This window comes from Streptomyces fradiae (assembly GCF_041270065.1).
Taxonomy (GTDB): Bacteria; Actinomycetota; Actinomycetes; order Streptomycetales; family Streptomycetaceae; genus Streptomyces.
The window spans coordinates 4,285,799-4,306,149 of sequence record NZ_CP065958.1 but is presented as its reverse complement, the minus strand read 5'-3'; the positions used below and the strand labels follow the sequence as shown (position 1 = coordinate 4,306,149).

The window sequence follows — 20,351 nt, the reverse complement described above, 5'->3', positions numbered from 1 at the left end:
GATCGCGCCGCCGGAGCCTGTGGACAACCGGGGTGGGGCGGGCGCCGCGTGCCATCCTTGGGGTTGTGGCGCCACCCACCCTCGACGACCTGGTCAGACTGCGGCGGGCCCGGGACATGATGGACCGCGACTACGCGGAGCCGCTGGACGTCCCGGCCCTGGCGCGGGCCGCCCTGATGTCGCCGGGGCACTTCCAGCGCAGCTTCCGGGCCGCGTACGGGGAGACGCCGTACAGCTATCTCATGACCCGCCGGGTCGAGCGGGCGAAGGCGCTGCTGCGGCGCGGCGACCTGAGTGTGACGGAGGTCTGCTTCGCGGTGGGCTGTACGTCGCTGGGGTCGTTCAGCACGAGGTTCACGGAGCTGGTCGGGGAGAGCCCGAGCGCGTACCGGGCGCGGAACCACGACGCGGGGGAGCCGATCCCGGCGTGCGTGGCGAAGTTCCTGACCCGTCCGACCCGGGCCAGGCCGGTGGCGACGAAACCAGCGCCCGAACCGGTCAGGAACGGAGAAGCGGAAAGCGCGGCGCCCTCGTAGCGTCGACGGCATGAACAACACCATCAATCTCGCCCAGTGCTTCATCGCCGTCGACGACCACGACAAGGCGCTCGCCTTCTACCGCGACGCGCTCGGTCTGGAGGTCCGCAACGACGTCTCCTTCGAGGGCATGCGATGGGTCACCGTCGGCTCCCCCACCCAGCCGGACGTCGAGATCGTCCTGGAGCCGCCGCTCGCCGACCCGAACGCCCCCGCCGCCGACCGCCAGGCCGCGGCCGAACTCCTCGCCAAGGGCATGCTGCGCGGCGTCATCTTCCGCACCGACGACGTCGACTCCACCTTCGAACGCGTCCGCGCCGCGGGCGGCGAAGTCCTCCAGGAGCCCATGGACCAGCCCTACGGTGTCCGCGACTGCGCCTTCCGCGACCCGGCCGGCAACATGCTCCGCTTCAACCAGCCCCGCGCCTGACCAGGCCGGCTCAGCCCCAGGTGGTGGCCCAGGCCGCGATCCCGACGGCGATCGGGAGGGCCGTCGTGCCCGCGAGCAGGAAGCGCCCCGGCACGGACAGGCGCCGCCGCACGGACGGGGCGAAGGCCAGCAGGGTGGGGATGAGGAACGGGGCCAGCGTGACCCCGGCCGCGTAGAGCAGCAGGCCGTCGTCGAAGTGTCCTGCGGCCGCGCCCCAGATCACCCCGATGAACACCAGCGACATCGGCGCGGCCAGCACCAGGAGCACCGCCGCCCACAGGACCCCCGCCGCGAGCGCGGCGGGGGTCTGCCGCCGTCGCGCCTCCGCCGCGGCCGCCTGCGCGTACGCCTCGCGATGCATGTTCAGCTCCTGGATGGTGCGGTTGGTCGTTGCCTTCATCCTTGCCGCGCCGCCGTGGCGGCTCCTGAGCATCGGCGCTCATCTTCAGGTGCCTCCGTACTCAGCTCGGCCGGGGCGCGCCAGCCACTCCCGTACTGCCGTGTAGTCCGCCTCTGTGAGGCCCGTGCGCGGGGGCCTGTGCTCGTCGAGGGCGGTGCCCAACCGTCGCCCCGTTCGTTGTGGGCATGCGTTCCGCAGGGGCTGGGGGTCCCCCCAGGGCGAAGCGCTAGGGGGAGGGTGGGCACAACGGGCGGCGCCCCTTGCCGGGCCTAGGCTCCCGGGCCTGGACGTTCAGCGCGAGGGCGCCGCGCTCGTGGTGCGGGTAGGCCCGGGTGCGGAACGCGCCCGCATGGGCGCCGTCCCGTGTGCCCACCCGTCCCGCCCCAGCGGGACGAATGCCCACACGGGGTGGGCCGAACCCGGGCGCCACGCGTGCGGCCGGCTCGGGGTGCGGGCTCAGGTGAGGGCCGGGTCCACCGAGGAAGATCAGGGGGCGCATGGGGTCCAGCCTGGCAGTGGGTGGGTGGGGATCGTCCGCAACGGAACGGTTCGCCTTACCCTGGCCGCATGACTGCCATGGCGCCCACCCGGACCGAGCCCGATCTCTCCTACCTCCTCGATCACACCAGTCATGTGCTGCGGACGCAGATGGCCGCGCGGCTCGCCGAGATCGGGCTGACCGCGCGGATGCACTGCGTGCTCGTGCACGCGCTTGAGGAGGAGCGGACGCAGGCGCAGCTCGCCGAGCTCGGGGACATGGACAAGACGACGATGGTGGTCACGGTCGACGCCCTGGAGAAGGCGGGGCTCGCCGAGCGGCGGCCGTCCAGCAGTGATCGGCGGGCGCGGATCATCGCCGTGACCGAGGAGGGGGCGAAGGTCGCCGGGCGGAGTCAGAAGATCGTCGACGAGGTGCACCAGGGTGCGCTGGGCGCGCTGCCGGACGAGGAGCGCACGGCACTGCTCAGCGCGCTGAACCGGCTGGTCACCGGGCATCTCGAAACGCCCGCCGAGGCGCCGCGCACCGCCCGCCGGGCACGGCAGAAGGCCTGATCGGCCGGAACCCCGACCATCGATCCGAGATAGATGGTCTGCAACAAAACTATCTGCTAGCGTCCTACCTGTCGCCTCACCCGACAGGAGAACCGCCATGCGCCCCTGGACCGCCCTCGGCGTCCTCGCCACCGCCCTCCTCATGACCGTGCTCGACGGCAGCATCGTCACCGTCGCCATGCCCGCCATCCAGGCCGACCTGGGCTTCACCCCGACCGGGCTCAGCTGGGTCGTCAACGCCTACCTCATCGCCTTCGGCGCCCTCCTCCTGCTCGCCGGGCGCCTCGGCGATCTGCTCGGACGGAAGCGGATGTTCCTCGCCGGGACCGGCGTCTTCACCGCCGCCTCGCTGCTCGCCGGCGTCGCCGCCTCCCCCGCCGTCCTGATCGCCGCCCGCTTCCTGCAGGGCGTCGGCAGCGCGATGGCCTCCGCCGTCAGCCTCGGCATCCTCGTCACGCTCTTCACCGAGCCCCGCGAACGCGCCAAGGCCATCGCCGTGTTCAGCTTCACCGGCGCCGCCGGCGCCTCCATCGGCCAGGTCGCGGGCGGACTGCTCACCGACGCCCTGTCCTGGAACTGGATCTTCTTCATCAACCTCCCCATCGGCATCGCCGCCCTGCTCCTCGCCGTCCCCGCGCTCCCCGCCGACCGCCCGGCCGCAGCAGGGGGTCGCGCGGACGCGATCGGCGCCGTGCTGGTCACCTCAGGGCTCACCACCGGCATCTACGCCGTCGTCACCATCGGGGAGTACGGGGCCGGTTCGGCCCATACGCTCGGGCTCGGCGCGCTCGCGCTCGTCCTCCTCGCCGGGTTCCTGGTCCGTCAGGCGACCGCCGCGCAGCCCCTGATGCCGCTGCGGATCCTGCGCTCACGGGCCGTCGCCGGGGCCAATCTGGTGCAGATGCTGATGGTGGCCGCGCTGTTCTCCTTCCAGATCCTGGTCGCGCTCTACCTGCAGAAGGTGCTGGGGTACGGCGCCGCCGAGACGGGTCTCGCGATGCTGCCCGCCGCGGCCGTGATCGGCGTGGTCTCCCTCGGTCTCTCGGCCCGGCTGATCGCCCGCTTCGGCGAGCGGAACGTGCTGCTCACCGGCCTCGTCCTGCTCGTCGGCGTGCTCGGCCTGCTCGCCCGGGTGCCGGTCCGCGCCTCCTACGCCGTCGACCTGCTGCCGGTGATGCTGCTCGCCGCCGGGTTCGGGCTCGCACTGCCCGCGCTCACCGGGCTCGCCATGTCGGGCGCCCGGGAGGCGGACGCGGGCCTGGCCTCCGGTCTCTTCAACACCACCCAGCAGATCGGCATGGCCCTCGGCGTCGCCGTCCTGTCCACCCTGGCCGCCTCCCGCACCGAGTCACTCGCCGCCGCCGGACGGCCCGCCGCCGAGGCCCTGACCGGCGGCTACCACCTCGCCTTCGCCGTCGGCGCCGGACTGCTCGTCGCCGCCTTCGCGGTCGCCTTCACCCTCCTCCGCAACCCGCAGCCGAAGCCGAAGGGAAAGCCGCAGAAGCCCGCCGGACAGCCTCACCGCGCGCGCCTCACCGTATGAGCGCGGGCGGCAGCGCCTCCCGGTGGACCACGTCGAGCCGGGACACCGCGCGGGTCAGGACGACGTACAACCGGTGCAGGCCGCGCGGCTCGGCGGCCACGATCGCGGCGGGCTCCACGACCACCACGTGGTCGTACTCCAGGCCCTTGGCGAGCGAGGCCGGGACGACCGAGACCCGGCCGGAGACCCGGTCCGGGAGGTCGAGCCGCTCCGCCAGCGCGGCCACCGCCCGGTCCGCCGCGATCACGCCCACCGAGCCCTCCTCCGCCAGCGCCGCCCGTACCGCCTCCGCCACGCCCCCGGCCACGTCCGCGGTCTGACGTATGGTCACCGCCCCGCCCGCACGCAGTGAACGCCCGGCCGGCACCCCGGCGCCCAGCTCCGGCAGCAGCCGGTTGGCGAGCTCGACGACGGCGGCCGGGACCCGGTAGCCCGTGGTCAGCGGCACCAGTGCGGCGTCCGGCTTGCCGAGATGGGCCAGCTGCTCGGGCCAGTCCCGGGCCGCCCACGGGGTGGTGCCCTGCGCCAGGTCGCCGAGCACGGTCAGCGAACCGAAGTCCGCGCGGCGGGCGATGGCCCGGCACTCCATCGGCGACAGGTCCTGCGCCTCGTCGACGACGACATGCCCGTAGCTCTCGGGGCGCTCGATCAGCCCGGCCAGTTCGTCGAGGAGGACGAGATCGGCGGCGCTCCAGCGGGCACTGCGGTACGAGCGCGGGGGCTTCGCCCAGCGGATCGCCGCCCGCTCCCCGGACGAGAGCGAACCACGCGAACCGAGCGAACCGCCGTTCCACCGCTCGTCGTCCGGGTCGGTCAGGAAGGCGGCGAGCACCTCCTCCGGGGTGGTCCTGGGCCAGCAGGCCTCGACGGCCGCCGCCACCGGCCGGGCCCGCTCGATCCGCCGCACCCAGGCCGCACCCTGCGGCCCCGCCCGCCGCTCGGCGCGCAGCTGGAGGGAGCGCACGATCCGGGCCCGCACCCGCTCCCGGCCGGTCGCGTAGGGCGGGGCCTCCTCCCGTACGTCCGCGACGATCCGGGCCAGCTCGGCGGCGGGCACCCGCCAGCGGTACGAGTCGTCCGGCACCGTCACGTCCTCGGCGGGCGCGGGATCCACGCGCGCGTACAGCGCGCGGCGCAGCACTTCGGCCATCCGGGCGTCGTGCTTGACCCGGGCCGCGGCGGCACCGTCCTCGGCGCGCACCTCGTGCCGGGCGATCTCCTCGCCGATCGTGGACTGGCGCACCCCGGTCTCGCCGAGCGCGGGCAGCACCTCGGAGATGTAGGAGAGGAAGGTGCGGTTGGGGCCGAGGACGAGGAGTCCGGAGCGCCGCAGGCGCTGCGGATGCGTGTAGAGGAGATACGCGGCGCGGTGCAGGCCGACGGCGGTCTTGCCGGTGCCGGGGGCGCCCTGCACACAGATCGACGCGGCGGGCCCGGACCGCACGAGATCGTCCTGCTCGGGCTGGAGCGTCGCCGCGATGTCCCGCATCGGGCCCACGCGCGGGCGCTCGATCTCCCCGGCGAGGATCCCGCTGACCCCGCCCATCGCACTTCCGGCGCCGCCCCCGGGACCAGGGCCCTCAGCAGGACCAGGACCCTCGGCCAGATGCTCGTCCTCCAGCGCCGTCAGGTCCTCCGACGCGCCCGCACTGCCCGGCGCCCAGCCGAACCTCCGGCGTCTGACCACGCCCTGCGGGTCCTGCGGTCCCGCCTGGTAGTACGCGCGGGAGACCGGCGCCCGCCAGTCGACGACGAGCGGCGGCGCGGCCGGATGCTCCGCGACCCGGCGCCGCCCGATGTGGTGCACCTGCCCGTCCTCGCGGTCGAGCCGGCCGAAGAACAACGGCCCCGGCGGCATCTCCCGGAAGACCTTGGCACGGCTGCGCAGGTGGTACCCGAGGATCTCCGCATCGGCCCCGGACGCGGCGGTGTCCTCGCCTATGACCACCTGCTCCTCGACGTCCTCGGTCATCCGGACGAGGGCGGCGCGGCAGGCGTCGTGATGGGCACGTTCCCGTTCGAGAGCCTGGTCGAGGTCGTGATGCAGGAGCTTCATGACACGACGATACCCCGAGAGCGTTACTCGGTAACATTTTTTACCTGGTCAGTTTCGCCGCTTCGCGCGCCCCGTCAGTACGGCAGGCCCTCCGCGAGGCGCCGGAACGCCTCCCGCGTCGCCGCCTCCGCGTCCGGCAGCAGCTCCGCCACCCGCTCCCCCGCCTCGACCCGCCGCACGTTCTCGTGCGCCAGGACCCGCAGCACCGCCACGATCTGCGCCGCCGCAAGCCGCGCCGCCAGGGAGTCCGCACCCCCCGAGCCGGCGCCCAGCGCCGCCGCCAGGGCCTCCTCCGAACGTCCCTGGTACGCGGCCATGCGGGCGACCAGCGCAGGAGTGCCGTACAGCAGGCGCAGGAAGGCGAGGACCCGCGGATCGTCGTTCAGTCCCGTCACCGGGTCGCGCCGCGCCAGGCCCGCGAGGACGTGGTCGCGCAGGGCCGCGAGCGGCTCGGCGCCCGCCGCCCGCGCGGCGGCCACCACGCGGGCCGGCTCGTCCTCGTGGTCGGCGAAGCGATAGAGCGCCAGGTCCTCCTTGGCCGGGAAGTAGCGGAACAGCGTCGGCTTCGACACCTCCGCCGCCGCCGCGATCTCCGCGACCGACACCGCGTCGAAGCCGCGCTCCAGGAACAGCTCGACGGCCGTGTCCGACAGCGTCTGCCGCGTCCGCTCCTTCTTCAGCTCCCGAAGCCCGCTCACGGTCACGGTCACCCCTTCACACATTCTCGATCACACGATCTCGATCAGAAGATGTCCATGCTCCACGGTCGCCGCGGCGTGCGCAGCAGCAGGTCCGCCCGCGCCGCCGCGCCGGCCGCCGGCTCCTCGATCCGGCCGAGGGCGGCGAGCCGTACCGCCGACTCGTCGCCGAGCGCCAGCGTCGCCAACTCGGCCACGTCCAGGACCAGGTCGGGCGCGGCGGTGGTCGGGACGCAGCTGCCACCCGCCGGGGAGGCATCGAGCCGGAAGCGCCCGTTCGCGTAACCGGCCGCGTCCGTCACCTCCAGGACGAGGGCGCCCTCCGTCGCGTACGACCGCGGCTCGAACACCTTCGGTACGTCCAGGATCCGCAGCCACACCATGTCGGCGTGGGTGAGCACCTGCGCGGCGCGCGGGTCGGGCAGCAGCAGCGGGAGGACGTCGTCGGGTGCGCGGTAGCCCGTACGCACCTTGGTGACCCAGTCGACCGAGCAGACGAAGCGCCACAGGGCGCGCTCGGCGGCCGGGGTGACCGCGATCAGATCGCGCACGGTCGCCGTGTTGACCGGCTGCTTCTGGTCGCTCCACTTGTCGTCGGTGGTGTACGCGACATAGCCCTCGACCCCGCCGGCGGCGGACCGGTAGATCGCGTAGAACGGCTCGGTCCACGGCTGGGCGTGGTACGCGTTGCCGGTGCCGAGATCCCAGCCGCGCGGCGTCCGGTCGGTGATCCCGGCGCACTGCGCGGCGAACCGGCGGTGCAGCTCCGGGCCCTCCTTGCGGATCTGGGCGCCGTCGGAGAAGTCGATCCGCCCGCCGCCGTCCTCCGCCGACGGCCCCGACCAGCGGCGGTCGAACCCGGAGCGGGTCACGTCGACCAGCCACTCGGTGCCCCAGCTGGCGACGCCGAACCCGAACCGTCCGTAGATCGGGTACTCGGCGGCGATCAGCGTCGCGCACGCGTCGCCCCGCTCCCTGGCGAGCGCCAGGTCGTCCGCCATCATCCGGCTGAGCAGGCCGCGCCTGCGGTGGGTCGCGGCGACGGTGACCGCGCTGACCGCGTTCGCGGCGAGGTCCGCGCCGCCGACCGTGGACAGCTTCTGGTCGAAGGAGTGGAAGGTGGCCACCATCCGGCCGCGGTCGAAGGCGCCGAAGGTACGGGAGAGGTCGGTGTGCGGCAGCCGGTCGGCGACCTCCTCGTCCGCGACCACCGGCGGGCTGAGGAAGCCGCCCCGCTTGGCCACCAGCCACGCGTGGAACTCGGACTCGTCGATCGCACGCACCTCAAGGCTCATCCTTCGAGGCTATGCGGGCGCGCCGGGCCGCCGCACGCGAGTTTCCCGCCCGAGTCTCCGCCCGTGGGTTTCCGCCCGCGAGCTCCACGCGCGCGTGCCCGTACGCGAGTGTCCACGCGCGCGTACGTAAGGCGCGTGCGTAAGGCGCGTGCGTAAGGGCTGCGCGGCTCACGCCAGCAGGTCGTCGACCTGCGCCTCGCCCTCCCGGTAGCGGCGGGCGATCTCCGCGCTGCAGTCGTCGGCGGTCCGCTGGAGCTGCTGCCGGCGGCGCGAGACCTGCTGCTCGTAGCCCGCGAGCCGCCCCATCGCCAGGTGCAGCTCCTCGTCCGTACGCGCCGTGAGGTCCGACAGTTCGACCTCCGACAGCATGTCGGAGGCAAGCCGCCGGTACTCCTCGCTGCGCGGCGTCGACAGCGTCACGTGCCGCGCCGAACGCGCCACCGCCCCGGACCGGGACGGCGTGTCCGCGAGGATCTCCGACAGCCGGTCGACGACCGGCGTCTCCGGGTCCGTACGCCGCGCCAGCTCCGCGCGCAAGATGTCGATCCGGCCTTGCAGCATCCGCCGTACGTAGCTGAGGTCGGCCTCGTCGCCCTGCGCGTCGCGGCGCAGTGCGCGCAGCTCGGGCAGCCGGAGGCCGCCGAGGTCCGGCTGTGCCCCGTCCGGCAGCTCCGGCTCGGCGGACCGCTGCACGGGCGGGCGCCCGACGGCGCCTCCCGTCCCGGTCCGGGTGGTGGAAGTGGTGGTGATCAGCGGTACGGGACCGGACGGCGTCGGCCCGGTGCCAGGTGCACTCATGTGAATCGTCCCCTCGACCGGTGCGGTCGGCCGCACCGCCTGACACGCATGGTGCCACTGCGGACCGGGCGGACGCAGGCGCTCTGCACCCGTTCGGCCCTCCCCGTGTCAGCCGGTGGGCCGATCGGTAGGTTGGTCCGTATGCGAGCAGTGGTGCAGAGGGTCGACGGCGCGAGCGTCGTCGTCGCAGGGGAGACCGTCGGCGAGATCGTCGGCGAGGGGCTGTGCGTCCTGGTCGGGGTGACCCACGACGACACCCCCGAGAAGGCCGCGCAATTGGCCAGAAAGCTCTGGTCCGTCCGGGTGCTGGAGGGCGAGAAGTCCTGCTCCGACGTGAACGCGCCGCTGCTCGTCATCTCGCAGTTCACCCTGTACGGCGACGCCCGCAAGGGCCGCCGCCCCACCTGGAACGCCGCCGCGCCCGGCCCGGTCGCCGAGCCCCTCGTCGACGAGGTGGTGGCGCAGCTGCGGCAGCTGGGCGCGCACGTGGAGACGGGCCGGTTCGGAGCGGACATGCGCGTCTCGCTCACGAATCACGGCCCGTTCACGGTGCTGGTGGAGGTGTAGCCGTAGGGATCAGCCTTACGGCTACCCGTACGGCTACAGCTACGGCTACAGCTACGGCTCGACGACGGTCTCCTGCGCGGCGGCCGTCGTCCCCGCGATCAGCTCGGCGTCCACAGGCACGTTCCGCTTCACCAGGGCGAGGGCGATCGGCCCCAGCTCGTGGTGCCGGGCCGAGCTGGTGACGAAGCCCAGCTGGCGGCCCTCCTCGCCGTCCGCGGCGAGCCGCACCGGCGTCCCGGGCCCGGGCAGCAGCACCTCGCTGCCGTCCAGGTGCAGGAAGACGAGCCGGCGCGGCGGCTTGCCCAGGTTCTGCACCCGGGCGACCGTCTCCTGGCCGCGGTAGCAGCCCTTCTGCAGGTGCACGGCGCTGCCGATCAGACCGATCTCGTGCGGGATGGTCCGGTGGTCGGTCTCGAAGCCGAGCCGCGGCCGGTGCGCCTCGACCCGCAGCGCCTCGTACGCGAGGATGCCGGCGGCCGGCCCGTGCGAGGCGGCGAACGCCTCCAGGTCGGCGCGCGGCAGGAACAGGTCGCGGCCGTGCGCCGTCTCCCGTACGACCACACCGTCCGGCACCTCGGCGATCGAACCGGCCGGGAGGTGGACGACGGCGAAGTCCTCGGTCCGGTCGGCGATCTCCACCCGGTAGTAGAACTTCATCGACTCCAGGTACGCGAGGAGCGCCTCCTCCGTCCCCGGCTCGACGTGCGCCCAGACGGTCTCGCCGTCGTCGACGAGGTACAGCGCGTGCTCGATGTGCCCGTTCGCGGAGAGGATCAGCGCCTCGGTGGCCTGGCCGGCCGGCAGGTCGCTGACGTGCTGGGTGAGCAGCAGGTGCAGCCAGCTCAGCCGGTCGGAGCCGGTGACGGTGATGACACCGCGGTGGGAGAGATCGACGAAACCGGTGCCGTCGGCGAGGGTCCGCTGCTCGCGGAACAGGTCGCCGTAGTGCGCGGCGACGCCTTCGTCACGGCCTTCGGCGGGGACGGCGCCGGGCAGGGACAGCAAGGGGCTCTTCATGCAGAAAAGCCTACGACTCCGCTACGACTCCGTGGCCGCGGCCTTGTTCGCGGCCGTGTCCGCGGCCTGGTCCGCGGCCTTGTTCGCGGCCTTGTTCGCGGCCTGGTCCGCACACTTCCGGCACCTGCCGAAGATCGCGAAGTGCTTCATGTCCGTCTCGAAGCCGAAGGTCTCGCGGAGCTTGCCGGTGAACTCGGCGGCCACCTCCACCTCCGCCTCGATGACCTCCGAGCAGTCCCGGCAGACCAGGTGCAGATGGTGGTGCCGGTCGGCGAGGTGGTAGGTCGGCGCGCCGTGGCCCAGATGGGCGTGGCTGACCAGGCCGAGCTCCTCCAGGAGCTCCAGGGTCCGGTAGACGGTGGAGATGTTCACCCCGGACGCCGTCCTGCGGACCTCGACGAGGATCTCGTCCGGGGTCGCGTGCTCCAGCGCGTCCACGGCCTCCAGGACAAGCTGGCGCTGAGGCGTCAGCCGGTAGCCGCGCTGCCGCAGGTCGCTCTTCCAGTCGGTGCTCACCACGCCCCCAGTGTATGAGGGGGCGTGGCGGACACAGGCCGTCCTACTTGAAGAAGGCGATGCCGTCGTCGGGCATGTCGGGGAGGTTGCGCGCCATCTCGGCGACCTCCTCCGGGGTGACGACCTTCTTGAGCTGGGCCGACATGTAGGGGCGGAGCGGCACCTCGGGGGTGGCCTTCTCGCCGACCCACATCAGGTCGCCCTTGACGTAGCCGTAGAGACGCTTGCCACCGCTGTACGGGCCGGAGGCCGCGGTACGGGCGACGGCGTCGGTCGCGATGTCGATCTGCGGCTTCTGGTCGGCGAGCTCGCCGTACCAGACCTCGACGACGCCCTGGTCTCGGACCATGACGATCTCGACCTGGCGCTCCTTGTCGATGCGCCAGTAACCGCTCTCGGTCTCCAGCGGGCGGACCTGCTTGCCCTCGGCGTCAAGGACCCAGGTGCGGGAGTGGTACTCGATGAAGTCCCGGCCGTCGTGGCTGAACGTCACGGTCTGGCCGAAGTTGCACTTCTCGGCGCCGGGGAAGTCGGAGACGCCCGCGCCCTCCCACGTGCCCAGCAGGAACGCGAGGGGAACGAGGCCCGGGTTGAGGTCGGACGGGATCTGGATCATGAGCAGCTCAGGCGATCTCTGTGGTGGGGGTTAGCGCTGGCCCTGGTACAGCTTCTTCACGGCAAGACCGGCGAAGGCGAGAACCGCGACGCAGACGAGCGCCAGCAGGGTTTCGAAGAAGACGATCACTTTGGTGCTCCTCGGTGAGCGGTGAAGGCGGTACGGGCCGGCCCCCAGCTTAGTGGGCGGGGACCGGCCCCTCTCGGTGAGGTGGGTCTCGTACGCGATCTCGTACGGGATCTCAGCCGAGCAGCTGGTTCTGCAGGGTGACCGTCTGCTGGAACGGTACGGGCGCCGCCTCGCCCTTGCGGGACTGGACGACGAGCCCGAGCGTGTCGCCGGCCTGGATGTAGGCCCAGCGGGTCTGCTCGGGGCCGTACGGCTTGCGCTCGGCGACCGCGTACAGGGCCGTGTTCGTGACCCGCACGTCGTCGCCGAGCGACTCGGTCTCGATGCCCTGCACCCCGTCGAGGAGCACGGTGTCGGCGGAGCCGGCGTTCAGCGCCTCGTCCTTGAAGGCCTCCGAGAAGCCGACGGACTTGAAGCGCAGGAGGTAGACGGTGCTCCGGGTGCCGTCCGGCATGGTCCAGGCGCGGACGGCGACGTGCCGCAGCGCGGAGTCGTCGATGGCCTGCTTCAGGCCGGCGCGCTTGTCCTTGGCGTAGAGGGAGACGTACTGGTCGACGCTCATCCACACGCCGTCGAGCTTCGGGTCGACCGTCGCCCCGGCCGGCGCGGGCAGCAGCAGGGCGCGCAGGTCGGCGTGGTGCACCTCGCCCTCGTTGCCGATGGTGAAGGGGCGCGGGGAGCCCTCGGGCAGCGGCGGCAGGCTCAGCTTCGGGTACGCCCAGCGGCCGTCGTTCTCGGTCGCGAGACCGGGCACGTCCGTGCGCTCCATCGAGGTGATCGCGGCGGCCGTCCCGGCCCCGAGCCCGCCGCACACCACGACGGCGGCGGCCCAGCGCAGGACGCTGCCGAGCAGCTTGCGGGAGCGGGGGTTCTTCGGAGCGGTCTCCAGAGCGGCCGGGGCCTCCTGGGCCACTGCGGCGTCCGGAGCGACATCCGGAGCGACATCCGGGGCGACATCCGTCGGCTCGGTCACGGTCATACGTACTCCCCCGGGGACTTGATGTGGTCGAGCTGCTTCTTCACGAGCTCGGCGACGGCGGACTTGTCGAAGGGCCGGCTGCCGGAGGCGGTGACGGTGACCGAGTACTCGGAGTCGTACGCGGAACAGACCATCCCGTCGAGGCTCTCCTCCGCGTCCTCGCCCTTCGGCTTCGGCATCGCCCAGCAGGTGGCGTTCTTGTGGCCGGCGATCTTCGGCCCCTTGGGGAACTTCAGCAGGCCGGCGAGCTCGTTGCGCATCTTGTGCATCTCGGCGCCGAACCGCTTGTTCTTCATCCGCACGACCTGCACCTCGAGGACGAGGTTGGCGTCGTCGGAGGCGTAGGAGCGGACCGCGATGCCCTGGATGCCGAGCTTCTCGATCCGCTTGTCGAACTCGCGGCGCTTCTTGCCGGACAGGCCCTTGCCGGACTGCTTGACGAGGGCGACGGCGTCCTTGGCGCTGACCTCGCCGTCGTTGCCGAACTCCTCGACGTCGGGGCCGAGGCCGTACCCCTCGGGCACCGGCAGGAGCAGCTTGCTCAGCGGGGTCGAGGCGCGGCCGTCGGGGGCGTTCGCGGCCGGGTCCTTGGCCGGGGTGGGCGGCTCCTCCCAGGCGACGGTGGGCGCGTGGCGGTCGGCGCCCGCGACGGTGACGCCGGTGAAGGTCGCGCCGGCGCCGACGCCGAGGACGAGGACGCCGGTGAGGACGTACGGGAAGAGGCGGCGCGGCGCGCGGGGCGCGGGCGTCTCGGCCACGGCGGCCGTCTCCGCCACGGCGGGCGGCTCCGTCACGGCCTGCTCCACGGGCTCCGGCCTGTTCTGGCCCTGGTCCTGGCCCTGGTCCTTGTTCTCCACGGTGGTGGTCTCCTCGCTCACAGGCGCCCCAGCTGTCGCTCGGCCAGCGAGGTGATCTCCTTCTGGCTGATCTTCTTGGTGTCCAGGATGTAGACCTCGACCGCGACGTCTCCCCGGTGGACGACGGCCCTGGCCTCGTAGACGTCGACGAACCCTGCCTCCCGGTCGACGGGAAGGACGTAGCTGCGGCCCTCGGTGCTGCCCTTGAGCGGCTGGCCGTAACCGTTCTCCTCCTCCAGGCCCTCCCGCAGGGTCGTCGCCCGGTCGGCGGCCCCCAGACGGTCGTTGGAGCGGAACTGCAGCAGGTTGATGTGGACGGTCTTGAACTCGCCGACCTGCCAGGATGTGGTGGCGATCCGGCGGATGCCGTTGTCCATGAGGTACTCGAAGGCGCCGCTGGGCGACTCGAAGTCCTCGGCGTACGAGCTGGCGCTCAGCCAGTGGTCCTCGGGTGCGTAGTCCACGTCCTTCGCGCCGGCCGGCTTGGGCAGCAGCAGCTTGCGCAGGTCGCCCTCGGTCTTGAGGCCGCGGTCGTCGGCGACGGCGAGGGCCGGCGGCTCCTGGCCCTTGGCGGCGGGCTTGGCCGGGTAGGCGAGGTCGACCTGGTTGAGCGGCGGCAGCGGGGTGGGCTCGCGCTCGGCCTGGACGCCGTAGCCGACGGCGACACCGCCGACGATGCCGAGCACGGCGGCGGCCGCGAGCAGCACGAGCGTGCGCCCGCCGCGACGGCGGCGCGGCGGCACCTCGTCGTCGGCGGGCTCGGGAACGGCCGCGGGAACGGGCGGCACGTCTTCGGCAGGAACCGGCAGCGTTGCGGGTTCCGCGGATTCGGCGACCGGGCCGGGGGCGGGTGTCGGCTCGGCCTCCGGGGTGTTTCGAGCGGATTCCACCGCTTCTGTGGCTTCCAAAGCAGTCCCCCCACGAGACTAGAAGCGCGGATTCCGTTACCCGCGCGCCTAGCTGACACGCGAGGGGTGCATGAGGTTGCCGGGAACCGCATTACAGTTCGGTATATGGCGAAGAAGCTCGTGATCAAGGTGACCGCCGGGGCGGACGCCCCCGAACGCTGCTCCCAGGCCTTCACCGTGGCCGCCGTCGCCGTCGCGAGCGGCGTCGAAGTGTCCCTCTGGCTGACCGGAGAGTCCTCCTGGTTCGCCCTCCCGGGCCGCGCGGCCGAGTTCGACCTCCCGCACGCCGCCCCGCTCCCGGACCTGATCGACTCGATCCTGGCGGCCGGCCGCATCACCCTCTGCACCCAGTGCGCCGCCCGCCGCGAGATCACCGAGGACGACGTCCTGAAGGGCATCCGCATCGCGGGCGCGCAGGTCTTCGTCCAGGAAGCGATGTCGGACGAAACCCAGGCCCTGGTGTACTGACCTACCGGTCCTTCTTCTTGCCGTCGAGCTCGTCCCACCACTCGTCCGACTGCTTGTCGCCCGTCGGGTCGTCCCACCAGCGGTCCTCCGGGCCGCGCCGGTTCGCGATCATCGCCGCGACCGGCGGGATGACCATGGCGACCACGCACATGGCGATGGCGGCGGGGACGGAAAAGAGCCGCACGACAGCCCAGGCGCCCACGAAAAGCACCAGGCAGACGCCCATCATCCAGAAGTAGACGCGCCGTCGCCGTGCGTACACACCTTCAGCGTACGACCGGAACCCGCCCCCGGACAGCGCGCGGGCGCTACTCAGGCGGCCGGCTGTACCGCTCCAGCGTCGCCTTGCTCGTCGACGTGTCGACCAGCCGCAGCTCCCATGGACCGGTGTTCACGTCGAAGTCCTTGCCGAACCCGACCCACTTTCCGGTCATCCGACGCCCGGTCGGCTCGACCAGCATCTGCACAGCCCCCCCGTGGTACCGGGCACCGTTGTCGGCGGACGGAGTCCGGCGCAGCGGCCCGAAGCTTGTGAGGCCCTCCGGGGCCGAGCAGTGCGAGGGGCGCGTCGGGAAAACAGACCGAAGGGCCGTGCCTCAAGTCCCGGAAAGCGTCCAACCCCCAGGAGGCACGGCCCTTCGGCCGGTCAAGCGTGCGGTGTCACACCGCGATGGCGACCTCGGCCAGGCCGCCGTGCTGGGCCACGACCTGGCGGTCGGCGGTGCCGCCGGGGACCAGGGCGCGGACGGTCCAGGTGCCCTCCGCCGCGTAGAAGCGGAACTGGCCGGTGGCGGAGGTGGGGACCTCGGCCGTGAACTCGCCGGTCGAGTCCAGGAGACGGACGTAACCGGTGACGGGCTGGCCGTCCTTGGTCACGTAGCCCTGGATGGTGGTCTCACCGGGCTTGATGGTCGAGGCGTCGGGGCCGCCGGGCTGCGCTCCGCACATGTCAGGAATCCTTACGGTCGAAGGGGGAGGAAGGTCTTACTTGTTGGCGCCGAGCTCGATCGGCACGCCGACGAGGGAGCCGTACTCGGTCCACGAGCCGTCGTAGTTCTTGACGTTCGTGACCTCGAGCAGCTCGTGCAGGACGAACCAGGTGAGCGCGGAGCGCTCGCCGATGCGGCAGTAGGCGACGGTGTCCTTCGCCAGGTCGACCTGCTCGGCCTCGTAGAGGGCCTTCAGCTCCTCGTCCGACTTGAAGGTGCCGTCGTCGTTGGCGTTCTTCGACCACGGGATGTTGCGGGCGCTCGGCACGTGGCCCGGGCGCTGCGACTGCTCCTGCGGGAGGTGGGCCGGCGCGAGGAGCTTGCCGGAGAACTCGTCGGGCGAGCGCACGTCGACGAGGTTCTGGGTGCCGATCGCGGCCACGACGTCGTCGCGGAAGGCACGGATGGAGGTGTCCTGGGCCTGGGCCTTGTACTCGGTGGCCGGGCGGTTCGGGACCTCGGAGCCGTCGACCAGGTCGCGGGAGTCGAGCTCCCACTTCTTGCGGCCGCCGTCGAGGAGCTTCACGTCCTGGTGGCCGTAGAGCTTGAAGTACCAGTAGGCGTACGAGGCGAACCAGTTGTTGTTGCCGCCGTAGAGGACCACCGTGGTGTCGTTGCCGATGCCCTTGGCCGAGAGGAGCTTCTCGAAGCCCTCCTGGTCGATGAAGTCACGGCGGACCGGGTCCTGGAGGTCCTTCGTCCAGTCGATCCGGATGGCGTTCTTGATGTGGTTCTTCTCGTAGGCGGACGTGTCCTCGTCCACCTCGACGAGGGCGACCTGCGGGTTGTCGAGGTTGGCCTCGACCCAGTCGGCGTCGACCAGGACGTCGCTGCGAGCCATGCTGTTTCTCCTCCGGGGCAGTGTGCGGCGGTTCGTGCGGGGTGGTGCGGGTACGCGTCGGCTCGCGGTGCGGACGACGGCGTACGGCTGCGCAAGGGTGGCCCCGGCATCACGACGCGGGTACTTCACGCCGTAGGGGCCTGAGGGAATACGGGAGATGTGCGTCCCGCTCAGACCGAGCGACAGAGCATGGCGGCGACGCGGCACAGGTCTACTGCCCGCCGCTTCGTGAGTTCCGCCTGTCGCTTCATGCCCTCGATCGTAGGGACGGACCGGCGGCCGTGTCACCGGTGTGTCGTATTCTGAGACGCGATCATCCGATATACGAGATCCGAAGCAGGTACGGATCTTCCGCGGACGCCCGCCGAGCGCCCGCGCCCCTTCACTTTCTACGGATCGGACGCCACCGTCTCAGAATGTGATCAGTGGGCGTCCAGGAGAGGAAAAACAAGCCCGGAACAAGCCATGTACCGGGGCTCAGCCGGCGGCGAGCGCCACGTCCCGGCCGGTCACCGTCACCACGAGACCGTTCTCCCGGGCCTCGACCTTCGTCAGGCGCATGCCCTTCGGCAGGCCCTCGATCCGCCGGTCGAAGTCGGTGCGGGAGCGCACCATGCCCTCCAGGCCCGGGATGCCCTCGCCGGGCACCTCGTCCGCGCGCACCCGGATGGTGTCGCCGTTCACCAGGGTCACCGTGGACAGCACGCTGCGGGTCAGCGTCCGGCCGAGGATCCGCACCCCGCCCGTCACCTTCAGCTTGCCGTCGCCGCCGTACGCCACCTTCGCGTCCCGGCCCGAGGCCGCGGCCAGGTCGGGGTAGGCGATCAGCGCGGTGCCGTCGGCGCTGCCCGCCCGCTCGATCCCGTAGGCGTCGGTCAGGGTCACGTCGTGCAGCGTGGCGTTCATCTCGTCGATCCGCACCGGGCGGCCCCCGGCCATCACCTGGACGCCGGTGAAGCGCACCGCGACCTCGTCGAAGCTGCGGCCGGCGGCCTGGGTGAGGAACGGGAAGCCCTTGATGTCGACGTCCGTGGACTCGGGGCGCACCGCGCCGACCCGCACCCCGTCGGCGGCCTCCGACTCCGCGTAGGACGCGGCGACCCGGTCCGCGCCGACCAGGAGCCCGCCCAGCACCACGGCCACGATCAGCACCATCCGTAGTGCTCGCATGCGTTTCTGCCCCCAGATCACGAGTCCGGCCCCCCGACACAAGATCGACGTGTCAGGGGGCCGGTCGGTTCCCCGGAGTCTCACGCTCCGGTCGGTGCGGGCTCCGGTCGGTGCGGGGGCTACGCGAGCGCCCTGCCGAGGAGATAGATCGCGGGCACGGCGGCGGTCAGCGGCAGCGCCACGCCGGCCGTCATGTGCACGAACCGCGACGGGTAGTCGTAGCTCGCCACCCGCAGCCCGACCAGCGCGCAGACGCCCGCGCCGAGGCCGAGCAGCGCGCCGGAGCCGCCGAGGCCGGTGAGCCCGCCGGCCGCGATGCCGCCGCCCGCCGCCGCGAGCAGCGCGACGACCACGGAGGCCGGGCCGGGCAGCGGGAGGGCGCGGGCCAGGACGGTGGCGGCGACGGCGACCGCGCCGGCGACCACCGCGTCCGGCTCGGCGCCGAGCTGTCCGGCGGCCAGGATCGCCAGGGCCGCCGAGGCGACCGTCGCCATCAGGCCGTACATCCGCTCGTCGGGATCGGCGTGGCTGCGCAGCTGGAGCACCAGGGTGAGCAGCACCCACACGCCGAGGGTGCCGATGACGGCGGCCGGCGTGTGCTCCCGGCCGGCGATCAGCAGCACGGCGTCGGCGACGATCCCGCCGAGGAAGGCGAGCGCGATGCCCTGCCGGGCGGGCCACATGCCGTTGAGCCGGAACCAGCCGGCCGCGGTGAGGCCCTGGAGCAGCAGCAGCGGGACGAGCAGCGCGTACGGGCCGACGGCCGCGCCGACCGCGAGCAGCACGCCGAGACCGGCGGTGAGCGCGGCCGGCTGCATCCCGGGCTCGATGATCGGCGACCGGCCCTCGGCGCGGGCGCGCTGGGCGTCGGTGATCCGGGAGTTCCCGGAGAGGGTCGGCGGGGAGTAGGCGGGGCCGGGCTCCGCGGGGGCCGCCACGGCCTCGGGAGCGGGAGCCGGTGCCTCGTACGCCACGGGGGCCGGGGCCTGGGCCTCGTACGCCACCGGGGCCTCGTACCCGTACGGCATCTCCGGGGGCAGCGGGTGGCCGCCCGTGGCGGGCTGCTGGCCATACCCCTGGGGCGGGAAGTACGGAGTCTCGTACGACACGGGCGCCTGCGGCGGCGCGACCTGCGGCTGCTGCACCACCGGCTGGTACTGCGTGTCCCAGGTCTGCCCCTCCCACGTCTGGGTGACGCTCGGGTCGTACGGTTGACCGCCCTGGGGGCTCCCCTGAGGGATCCCCTGCGGGTCGTACGGGTACTGCTGATCACTGCTCATGGTGTGCGGTTCACCCTCCTGCGAACGGGGGGAGCACCTCGACCGTGCCGCCCTCGGCCAGCCGTACCGTCTCATGCGCGCGGGTCCCGACCGGGTCGCCGTCGATGAGGAACGAGCAGCGCTGGAGGACCCGGGTCAGCTCGCCGGGGTGCCGCTCGCGGACCGAGGCCAGGGCCTCCGCGAGGGTCTCGGCGGCGTACGGCTCCTCTGCGACCCCCGCGGCCGCCTTCGCCGCGGCCCAGTAGCGGATGGTTCCCGCTGCCATAGCGGCGCTCCCTTCGTTCGTGTGCGCGCCGCCCCCCATGATGGGCTATGGCCGGGCGAGCCAGTTCCCGAGGCGGTCGAGCAGCTCGTCGCCCGCCGCGTTCTCGGCGTGGCCCATGCCGCGCTCCAGCCACAGTTCGGCCGGACTGCCGGCCATCTCCGCGGCCTCCGCGAGCATCCGGGGGTGGTCGAGCGGGAAGTACGGGTCGCGGTCGCCGTGCACCACGAGCAGCGGGGTCGGCGCGATCAGCGGCACCGCCTCGAACGGCGCGAGCGGCACCGGATCCCACTCCTTGCGGTCGATCCGCGTCCCGAGGCCGTAGCGCCCGACCAGCCGGCCCACCGGCCGGGTGACCACCCAGTGCACGCGGCGCATCGACGGCGTCCCCCGGTAGTACCAGCGGGCCGGGGCGGAGACGGCGGCCACGGCGTCCGCGCGGGCGTCCGTCCCCTTCTCCAGGGCGGCGTGCCGCAGCACGACCGAGCCGCCCATGGAGAAGCCGACCGTCACCACGCGCGCGTGGCCGAGCTCGCGTGCCCAGCGGACGGCGGCGGACAGGTCCAGGACCTCGCGGTCGCCGACCGTGGAGCGGCCGCCGGAACGCCCGTGGCCGCGGAAGGAGAACGAGACCACGGCGGCGTGCCGGCGGAAGGCCTGCGCGGCGCGCCTGACCGCCGGCCGGTCGGCCGAACCGGTGAAACCGTGCGCGAGGACGACCGCGGTACCTGCGTCCGTATCGGAGTCCGCACCCACACCCGTATAGGCGCCCGTATCGGTGACACTGGCTGTGGAGGGTTCGTAAACCGCCTCGATCCGGACACCGTCATCCGTACGCAACACCGTGCGCAAGGTGGCGCGGCGAGGGACGGAAGTGAGCGAGGAAACATCCACCATGTGAAATCGGCCCTCTGCCTCGGAACTCATGTGAGCTATTGTGCTT

General features: G+C 72.5%; 25 protein-coding genes and 1 pseudogene. 6 read left to right on the top strand and 20 right to left on the bottom strand.

Going from position 1 to position 20,351, the window contains the following annotated elements; all coding sequences use genetic code 11:
• Positions 1-116: 116 nt before the first annotated feature.
• On the top strand, positions 117-536 hold the full coding sequence (locus JAO84_RS19585) for a helix-turn-helix transcriptional regulator (RefSeq protein WP_370416811.1): 420 nt from the start codon (positions 117-119) through the stop codon (positions 534-536).
• Positions 537-546: 10 nt separating this feature from the next.
• Positions 547-966, top strand: coding sequence for a VOC family protein (locus JAO84_RS19580; RefSeq protein WP_265867413.1), 420 nt, complete (start codon positions 547-549; stop codon positions 964-966).
• Between the two features lie 10 nt (positions 967-976).
• Here the strand turns inward: JAO84_RS19580 and JAO84_RS19575 are convergent, their stop codons facing one another.
• Positions 977-1,399, bottom strand: a complete 423-nt coding sequence (locus JAO84_RS19575) for a hypothetical protein (RefSeq protein ID WP_370414027.1) — start codon at positions 1,397-1,399, stop codon at positions 977-979.
• A gap of 534 nt (positions 1,400-1,933) precedes the next feature.
• On the opposite strand from JAO84_RS19575, the gene JAO84_RS19570 reads away from it, so the two are divergent.
• Together JAO84_RS19570 and JAO84_RS19565 are read left to right on the top strand one after the other, a co-directional pair.
• The gene (locus JAO84_RS19570; protein WP_370414026.1) at positions 1,934-2,419 is read left to right on the top strand and encodes a MarR family winged helix-turn-helix transcriptional regulator; all 486 of its coding nucleotides are present in this window, start codon (positions 1,934-1,936) and stop codon (positions 2,417-2,419) included.
• Between the two features lie 97 nt (positions 2,420-2,516).
• The gene (locus JAO84_RS19565; RefSeq protein WP_370414025.1) at positions 2,517-3,962 is read left to right on the top strand and encodes an MFS transporter; all 1,446 of its coding nucleotides are present in this window, start codon (positions 2,517-2,519) and stop codon (positions 3,960-3,962) included.
• Here JAO84_RS19565 and JAO84_RS19560 read toward each other — a convergent pair.
• From JAO84_RS19560 to JAO84_RS19545, 4 genes are all read right to left on the bottom strand, one after another.
• Entirely contained in the window at positions 3,952-6,018 is a 2,067-nt protein-coding gene (locus JAO84_RS19560) for an AAA family ATPase (RefSeq protein ID WP_370414024.1), read from the bottom strand. The two genes, JAO84_RS19565 and JAO84_RS19560, sit on opposite strands and share 11 nt — an antisense overlap.
• Before the next feature lie 74 nt (positions 6,019-6,092).
• Entirely contained in the window at positions 6,093-6,740 is a 648-nt protein-coding gene (locus tag JAO84_RS19555) for a TetR family transcriptional regulator (protein ID WP_370414023.1), read from the bottom strand.
• A 20-nt stretch (positions 6,741-6,760) separates the two neighbouring features.
• Positions 6,761-8,011: a GNAT family N-acetyltransferase gene (locus JAO84_RS19550; RefSeq protein WP_370414022.1), complete on the bottom strand. Its 1,251-nt coding sequence runs from the start codon at positions 8,009-8,011 to the stop codon at positions 6,761-6,763.
• Between the two features lie 168 nt (positions 8,012-8,179).
• A complete protein-coding gene (locus JAO84_RS19545; protein ID WP_370414021.1) occupies positions 8,180-8,809 on the bottom strand; it encodes an ABC transporter substrate-binding protein in 630 nt (209 codons plus the stop codon).
• 141 nt (positions 8,810-8,950) lie between these two features.
• On the opposite strand from JAO84_RS19545, the gene dtd reads away from it, so the two are divergent.
• Positions 8,951-9,376, top strand: coding sequence for a D-aminoacyl-tRNA deacylase (gene dtd / locus JAO84_RS19540; protein ID WP_265867424.1), 426 nt, complete (start codon positions 8,951-8,953; stop codon positions 9,374-9,376).
• 51 nt (positions 9,377-9,427) lie between these two features.
• Here dtd and JAO84_RS19535 read toward each other — a convergent pair whose 3' ends face one another.
• The 6 genes from JAO84_RS19535 to JAO84_RS19510 all read right to left on the bottom strand — a co-directional run bounded on the left by JAO84_RS19535 (position 9,428) and on the right by JAO84_RS19510 (position 14,380).
• A complete protein-coding gene (locus tag JAO84_RS19535) occupies positions 9,428-10,393 on the bottom strand; it encodes a folate-binding protein YgfZ (protein ID WP_370414020.1) in 966 nt (321 codons plus the stop codon).
• Positions 10,394-10,414: 21 nt separating this feature from the next.
• A complete protein-coding gene (locus tag JAO84_RS19530) occupies positions 10,415-10,912 on the bottom strand; it encodes a Fur family transcriptional regulator (protein WP_370414019.1) in 498 nt (165 codons plus the stop codon).
• A 40-nt stretch (positions 10,913-10,952) separates the two neighbouring features.
• A complete protein-coding gene (locus tag JAO84_RS19525; protein WP_370414018.1) occupies positions 10,953-11,525 on the bottom strand; it encodes an FABP family protein in 573 nt (190 codons plus the stop codon).
• Between the two features lie 241 nt (positions 11,526-11,766).
• Positions 11,767-12,633, bottom strand: a complete 867-nt coding sequence (locus JAO84_RS19520) for a hypothetical protein (protein ID WP_370414017.1) — start codon at positions 12,631-12,633, stop codon at positions 11,767-11,769.
• Positions 12,630-13,511, bottom strand: a complete 882-nt coding sequence (locus JAO84_RS19515; RefSeq protein ID WP_370414016.1) for a hypothetical protein — start codon at positions 13,509-13,511, stop codon at positions 12,630-12,632. The genes JAO84_RS19520 and JAO84_RS19515 overlap by 4 nt, the downstream gene beginning before the upstream one ends.
• Positions 13,508-14,380: a hypothetical protein gene (locus JAO84_RS19510; protein ID WP_370414015.1), complete on the bottom strand. Its 873-nt coding sequence runs from the start codon at positions 14,378-14,380 to the stop codon at positions 13,508-13,510. The genes JAO84_RS19515 and JAO84_RS19510 overlap by 4 nt, the downstream gene beginning before the upstream one ends.
• Positions 14,381-14,503: 123 nt before the next feature.
• Between JAO84_RS19510 and JAO84_RS19505 the strand changes: the two genes are divergently transcribed.
• Positions 14,504-14,866: a DsrE family protein gene (locus JAO84_RS19505; protein WP_265867431.1), complete on the top strand. Its 363-nt coding sequence runs from the start codon at positions 14,504-14,506 to the stop codon at positions 14,864-14,866.
• A 1-nt stretch (position 14,867) separates the two neighbouring features.
• Here JAO84_RS19505 and JAO84_RS19500 read toward each other — a convergent pair whose 3' ends face one another.
• The 9 genes and pseudogenes from JAO84_RS19500 to JAO84_RS19460 form a co-directional block, all read right to left on the bottom strand.
• Positions 14,868-15,128: a DUF3099 domain-containing protein gene (locus JAO84_RS19500; RefSeq protein WP_370414014.1), complete on the bottom strand. Its 261-nt coding sequence runs from the start codon at positions 15,126-15,128 to the stop codon at positions 14,868-14,870.
• Between the two features lie 46 nt (positions 15,129-15,174).
• A pseudogene (locus JAO84_RS19495) lies at positions 15,175-15,357 on the bottom strand (XRE family transcriptional regulator); the annotation flags it as partial.
• A gap of 169 nt (positions 15,358-15,526) precedes the next feature.
• Entirely contained in the window at positions 15,527-15,814 is a 288-nt protein-coding gene (locus tag JAO84_RS19490) for a DUF1416 domain-containing protein (RefSeq protein ID WP_265867432.1), read from the bottom strand.
• A 36-nt stretch (positions 15,815-15,850) separates the two neighbouring features.
• Positions 15,851-16,696 (bottom strand): sulfurtransferase, encoded by an 846-nt coding sequence (locus tag JAO84_RS19485; RefSeq protein WP_265867434.1) that lies wholly within the window; start codon positions 16,694-16,696, stop codon positions 15,851-15,853.
• 170 nt (positions 16,697-16,866) lie between these two features.
• Entirely contained in the window at positions 16,867-16,947 is an 81-nt protein-coding gene (locus JAO84_RS19480; protein ID WP_352021666.1) for an Ms5788A family Cys-rich leader peptide, read from the bottom strand.
• A 226-nt stretch (positions 16,948-17,173) separates the two neighbouring features.
• Complete coding sequence (locus JAO84_RS19475) at positions 17,174-17,866, bottom strand: DUF2993 domain-containing protein (protein WP_370414013.1); 693 nt, start codon at positions 17,864-17,866, stop codon at positions 17,174-17,176.
• 119 nt (positions 17,867-17,985) lie between these two features.
• Entirely contained in the window at positions 17,986-19,146 is a 1,161-nt protein-coding gene (locus JAO84_RS19470; RefSeq protein WP_370414012.1) for a hypothetical protein, read from the bottom strand.
• 10 nt (positions 19,147-19,156) lie between these two features.
• Positions 19,157-19,411, bottom strand: coding sequence for a MoaD/ThiS family protein (locus JAO84_RS19465; protein ID WP_265867437.1), 255 nt, complete (start codon positions 19,409-19,411; stop codon positions 19,157-19,159).
• 45 nt (positions 19,412-19,456) lie between these two features.
• On the bottom strand, positions 19,457-20,335 hold the full coding sequence (locus tag JAO84_RS19460) for an alpha/beta hydrolase family protein (protein ID WP_370414011.1): 879 nt from the start codon (positions 20,333-20,335) through the stop codon (positions 19,457-19,459).
• Positions 20,336-20,351: the final 16 nt, after the last annotated feature.

Bases quoted from the DNA above. Each gene is read 5' to 3' on its own strand.
- JAO84_RS19585 (WP_370416811.1), top strand. From the start codon at position 117: ATGATGGACCGCGACTACGCGGAGCCGCTGGACGTCCCGGCCCTGGCG.
- JAO84_RS19580 (WP_265867413.1), top strand. From the start codon at position 547: ATGAACAACACCATCAATCTCGCCCAGTGCTTCATCGCCGTCGACGAC.
- JAO84_RS19575 (WP_370414027.1), bottom strand. From the start codon at position 1,399: ATGCTCAGGAGCCGCCACGGCGGCGCGGCAAGGATGAAGGCAACGACC.
- JAO84_RS19570 (WP_370414026.1), top strand. From the start codon at position 1,934: ATGACTGCCATGGCGCCCACCCGGACCGAGCCCGATCTCTCCTACCTC.
- JAO84_RS19565 (WP_370414025.1), top strand. From the start codon at position 2,517: ATGCGCCCCTGGACCGCCCTCGGCGTCCTCGCCACCGCCCTCCTCATG.
- JAO84_RS19560 (WP_370414024.1), bottom strand. From the start codon at position 6,018: ATGAAGCTCCTGCATCACGACCTCGACCAGGCTCTCGAACGGGAACGT.
- JAO84_RS19555 (WP_370414023.1), bottom strand. From the start codon at position 6,740: ATGTGTGAAGGGGTGACCGTGACCGTGAGCGGGCTTCGGGAGCTGAAG.
- JAO84_RS19550 (WP_370414022.1), bottom strand. From the start codon at position 8,011: ATGAGCCTTGAGGTGCGTGCGATCGACGAGTCCGAGTTCCACGCGTGG.
- JAO84_RS19545 (WP_370414021.1), bottom strand. From the start codon at position 8,809: ATGAGTGCACCTGGCACCGGGCCGACGCCGTCCGGTCCCGTACCGCTG.
- dtd (WP_265867424.1), top strand. From the start codon at position 8,951: ATGCGAGCAGTGGTGCAGAGGGTCGACGGCGCGAGCGTCGTCGTCGCA.
- JAO84_RS19535 (WP_370414020.1), bottom strand. From the start codon at position 10,393: ATGAAGAGCCCCTTGCTGTCCCTGCCCGGCGCCGTCCCCGCCGAAGGC.
- JAO84_RS19525 (WP_370414018.1), bottom strand. From the start codon at position 11,525: ATGATCCAGATCCCGTCCGACCTCAACCCGGGCCTCGTTCCCCTCGCG.
- JAO84_RS19520 (WP_370414017.1), bottom strand. From the start codon at position 12,633: ATGACCGTGACCGAGCCGACGGATGTCGCCCCGGATGTCGCTCCGGAT.
- JAO84_RS19505 (WP_265867431.1), top strand. From the start codon at position 14,504: ATGGCGAAGAAGCTCGTGATCAAGGTGACCGCCGGGGCGGACGCCCCC.
- JAO84_RS19490 (WP_265867432.1), bottom strand. From the start codon at position 15,814: ATGTGCGGAGCGCAGCCCGGCGGCCCCGACGCCTCGACCATCAAGCCC.
- JAO84_RS19485 (WP_265867434.1), bottom strand. From the start codon at position 16,696: ATGGCTCGCAGCGACGTCCTGGTCGACGCCGACTGGGTCGAGGCCAAC.
- JAO84_RS19480 (WP_352021666.1), bottom strand. From the start codon at position 16,947: ATGAAGCGACAGGCGGAACTCACGAAGCGGCGGGCAGTAGACCTGTGC.
- JAO84_RS19475 (WP_370414013.1), bottom strand. From the start codon at position 17,866: ATGCGAGCACTACGGATGGTGCTGATCGTGGCCGTGGTGCTGGGCGGG.
- JAO84_RS19470 (WP_370414012.1), bottom strand. From the start codon at position 19,146: ATGAGCAGTGATCAGCAGTACCCGTACGACCCGCAGGGGATCCCTCAG.
- JAO84_RS19465 (WP_265867437.1), bottom strand. From the start codon at position 19,411: ATGGCAGCGGGAACCATCCGCTACTGGGCCGCGGCGAAGGCGGCCGCG.
- JAO84_RS19460 (WP_370414011.1), bottom strand. From the start codon at position 20,335: ATGAGTTCCGAGGCAGAGGGCCGATTTCACATGGTGGATGTTTCCTCG.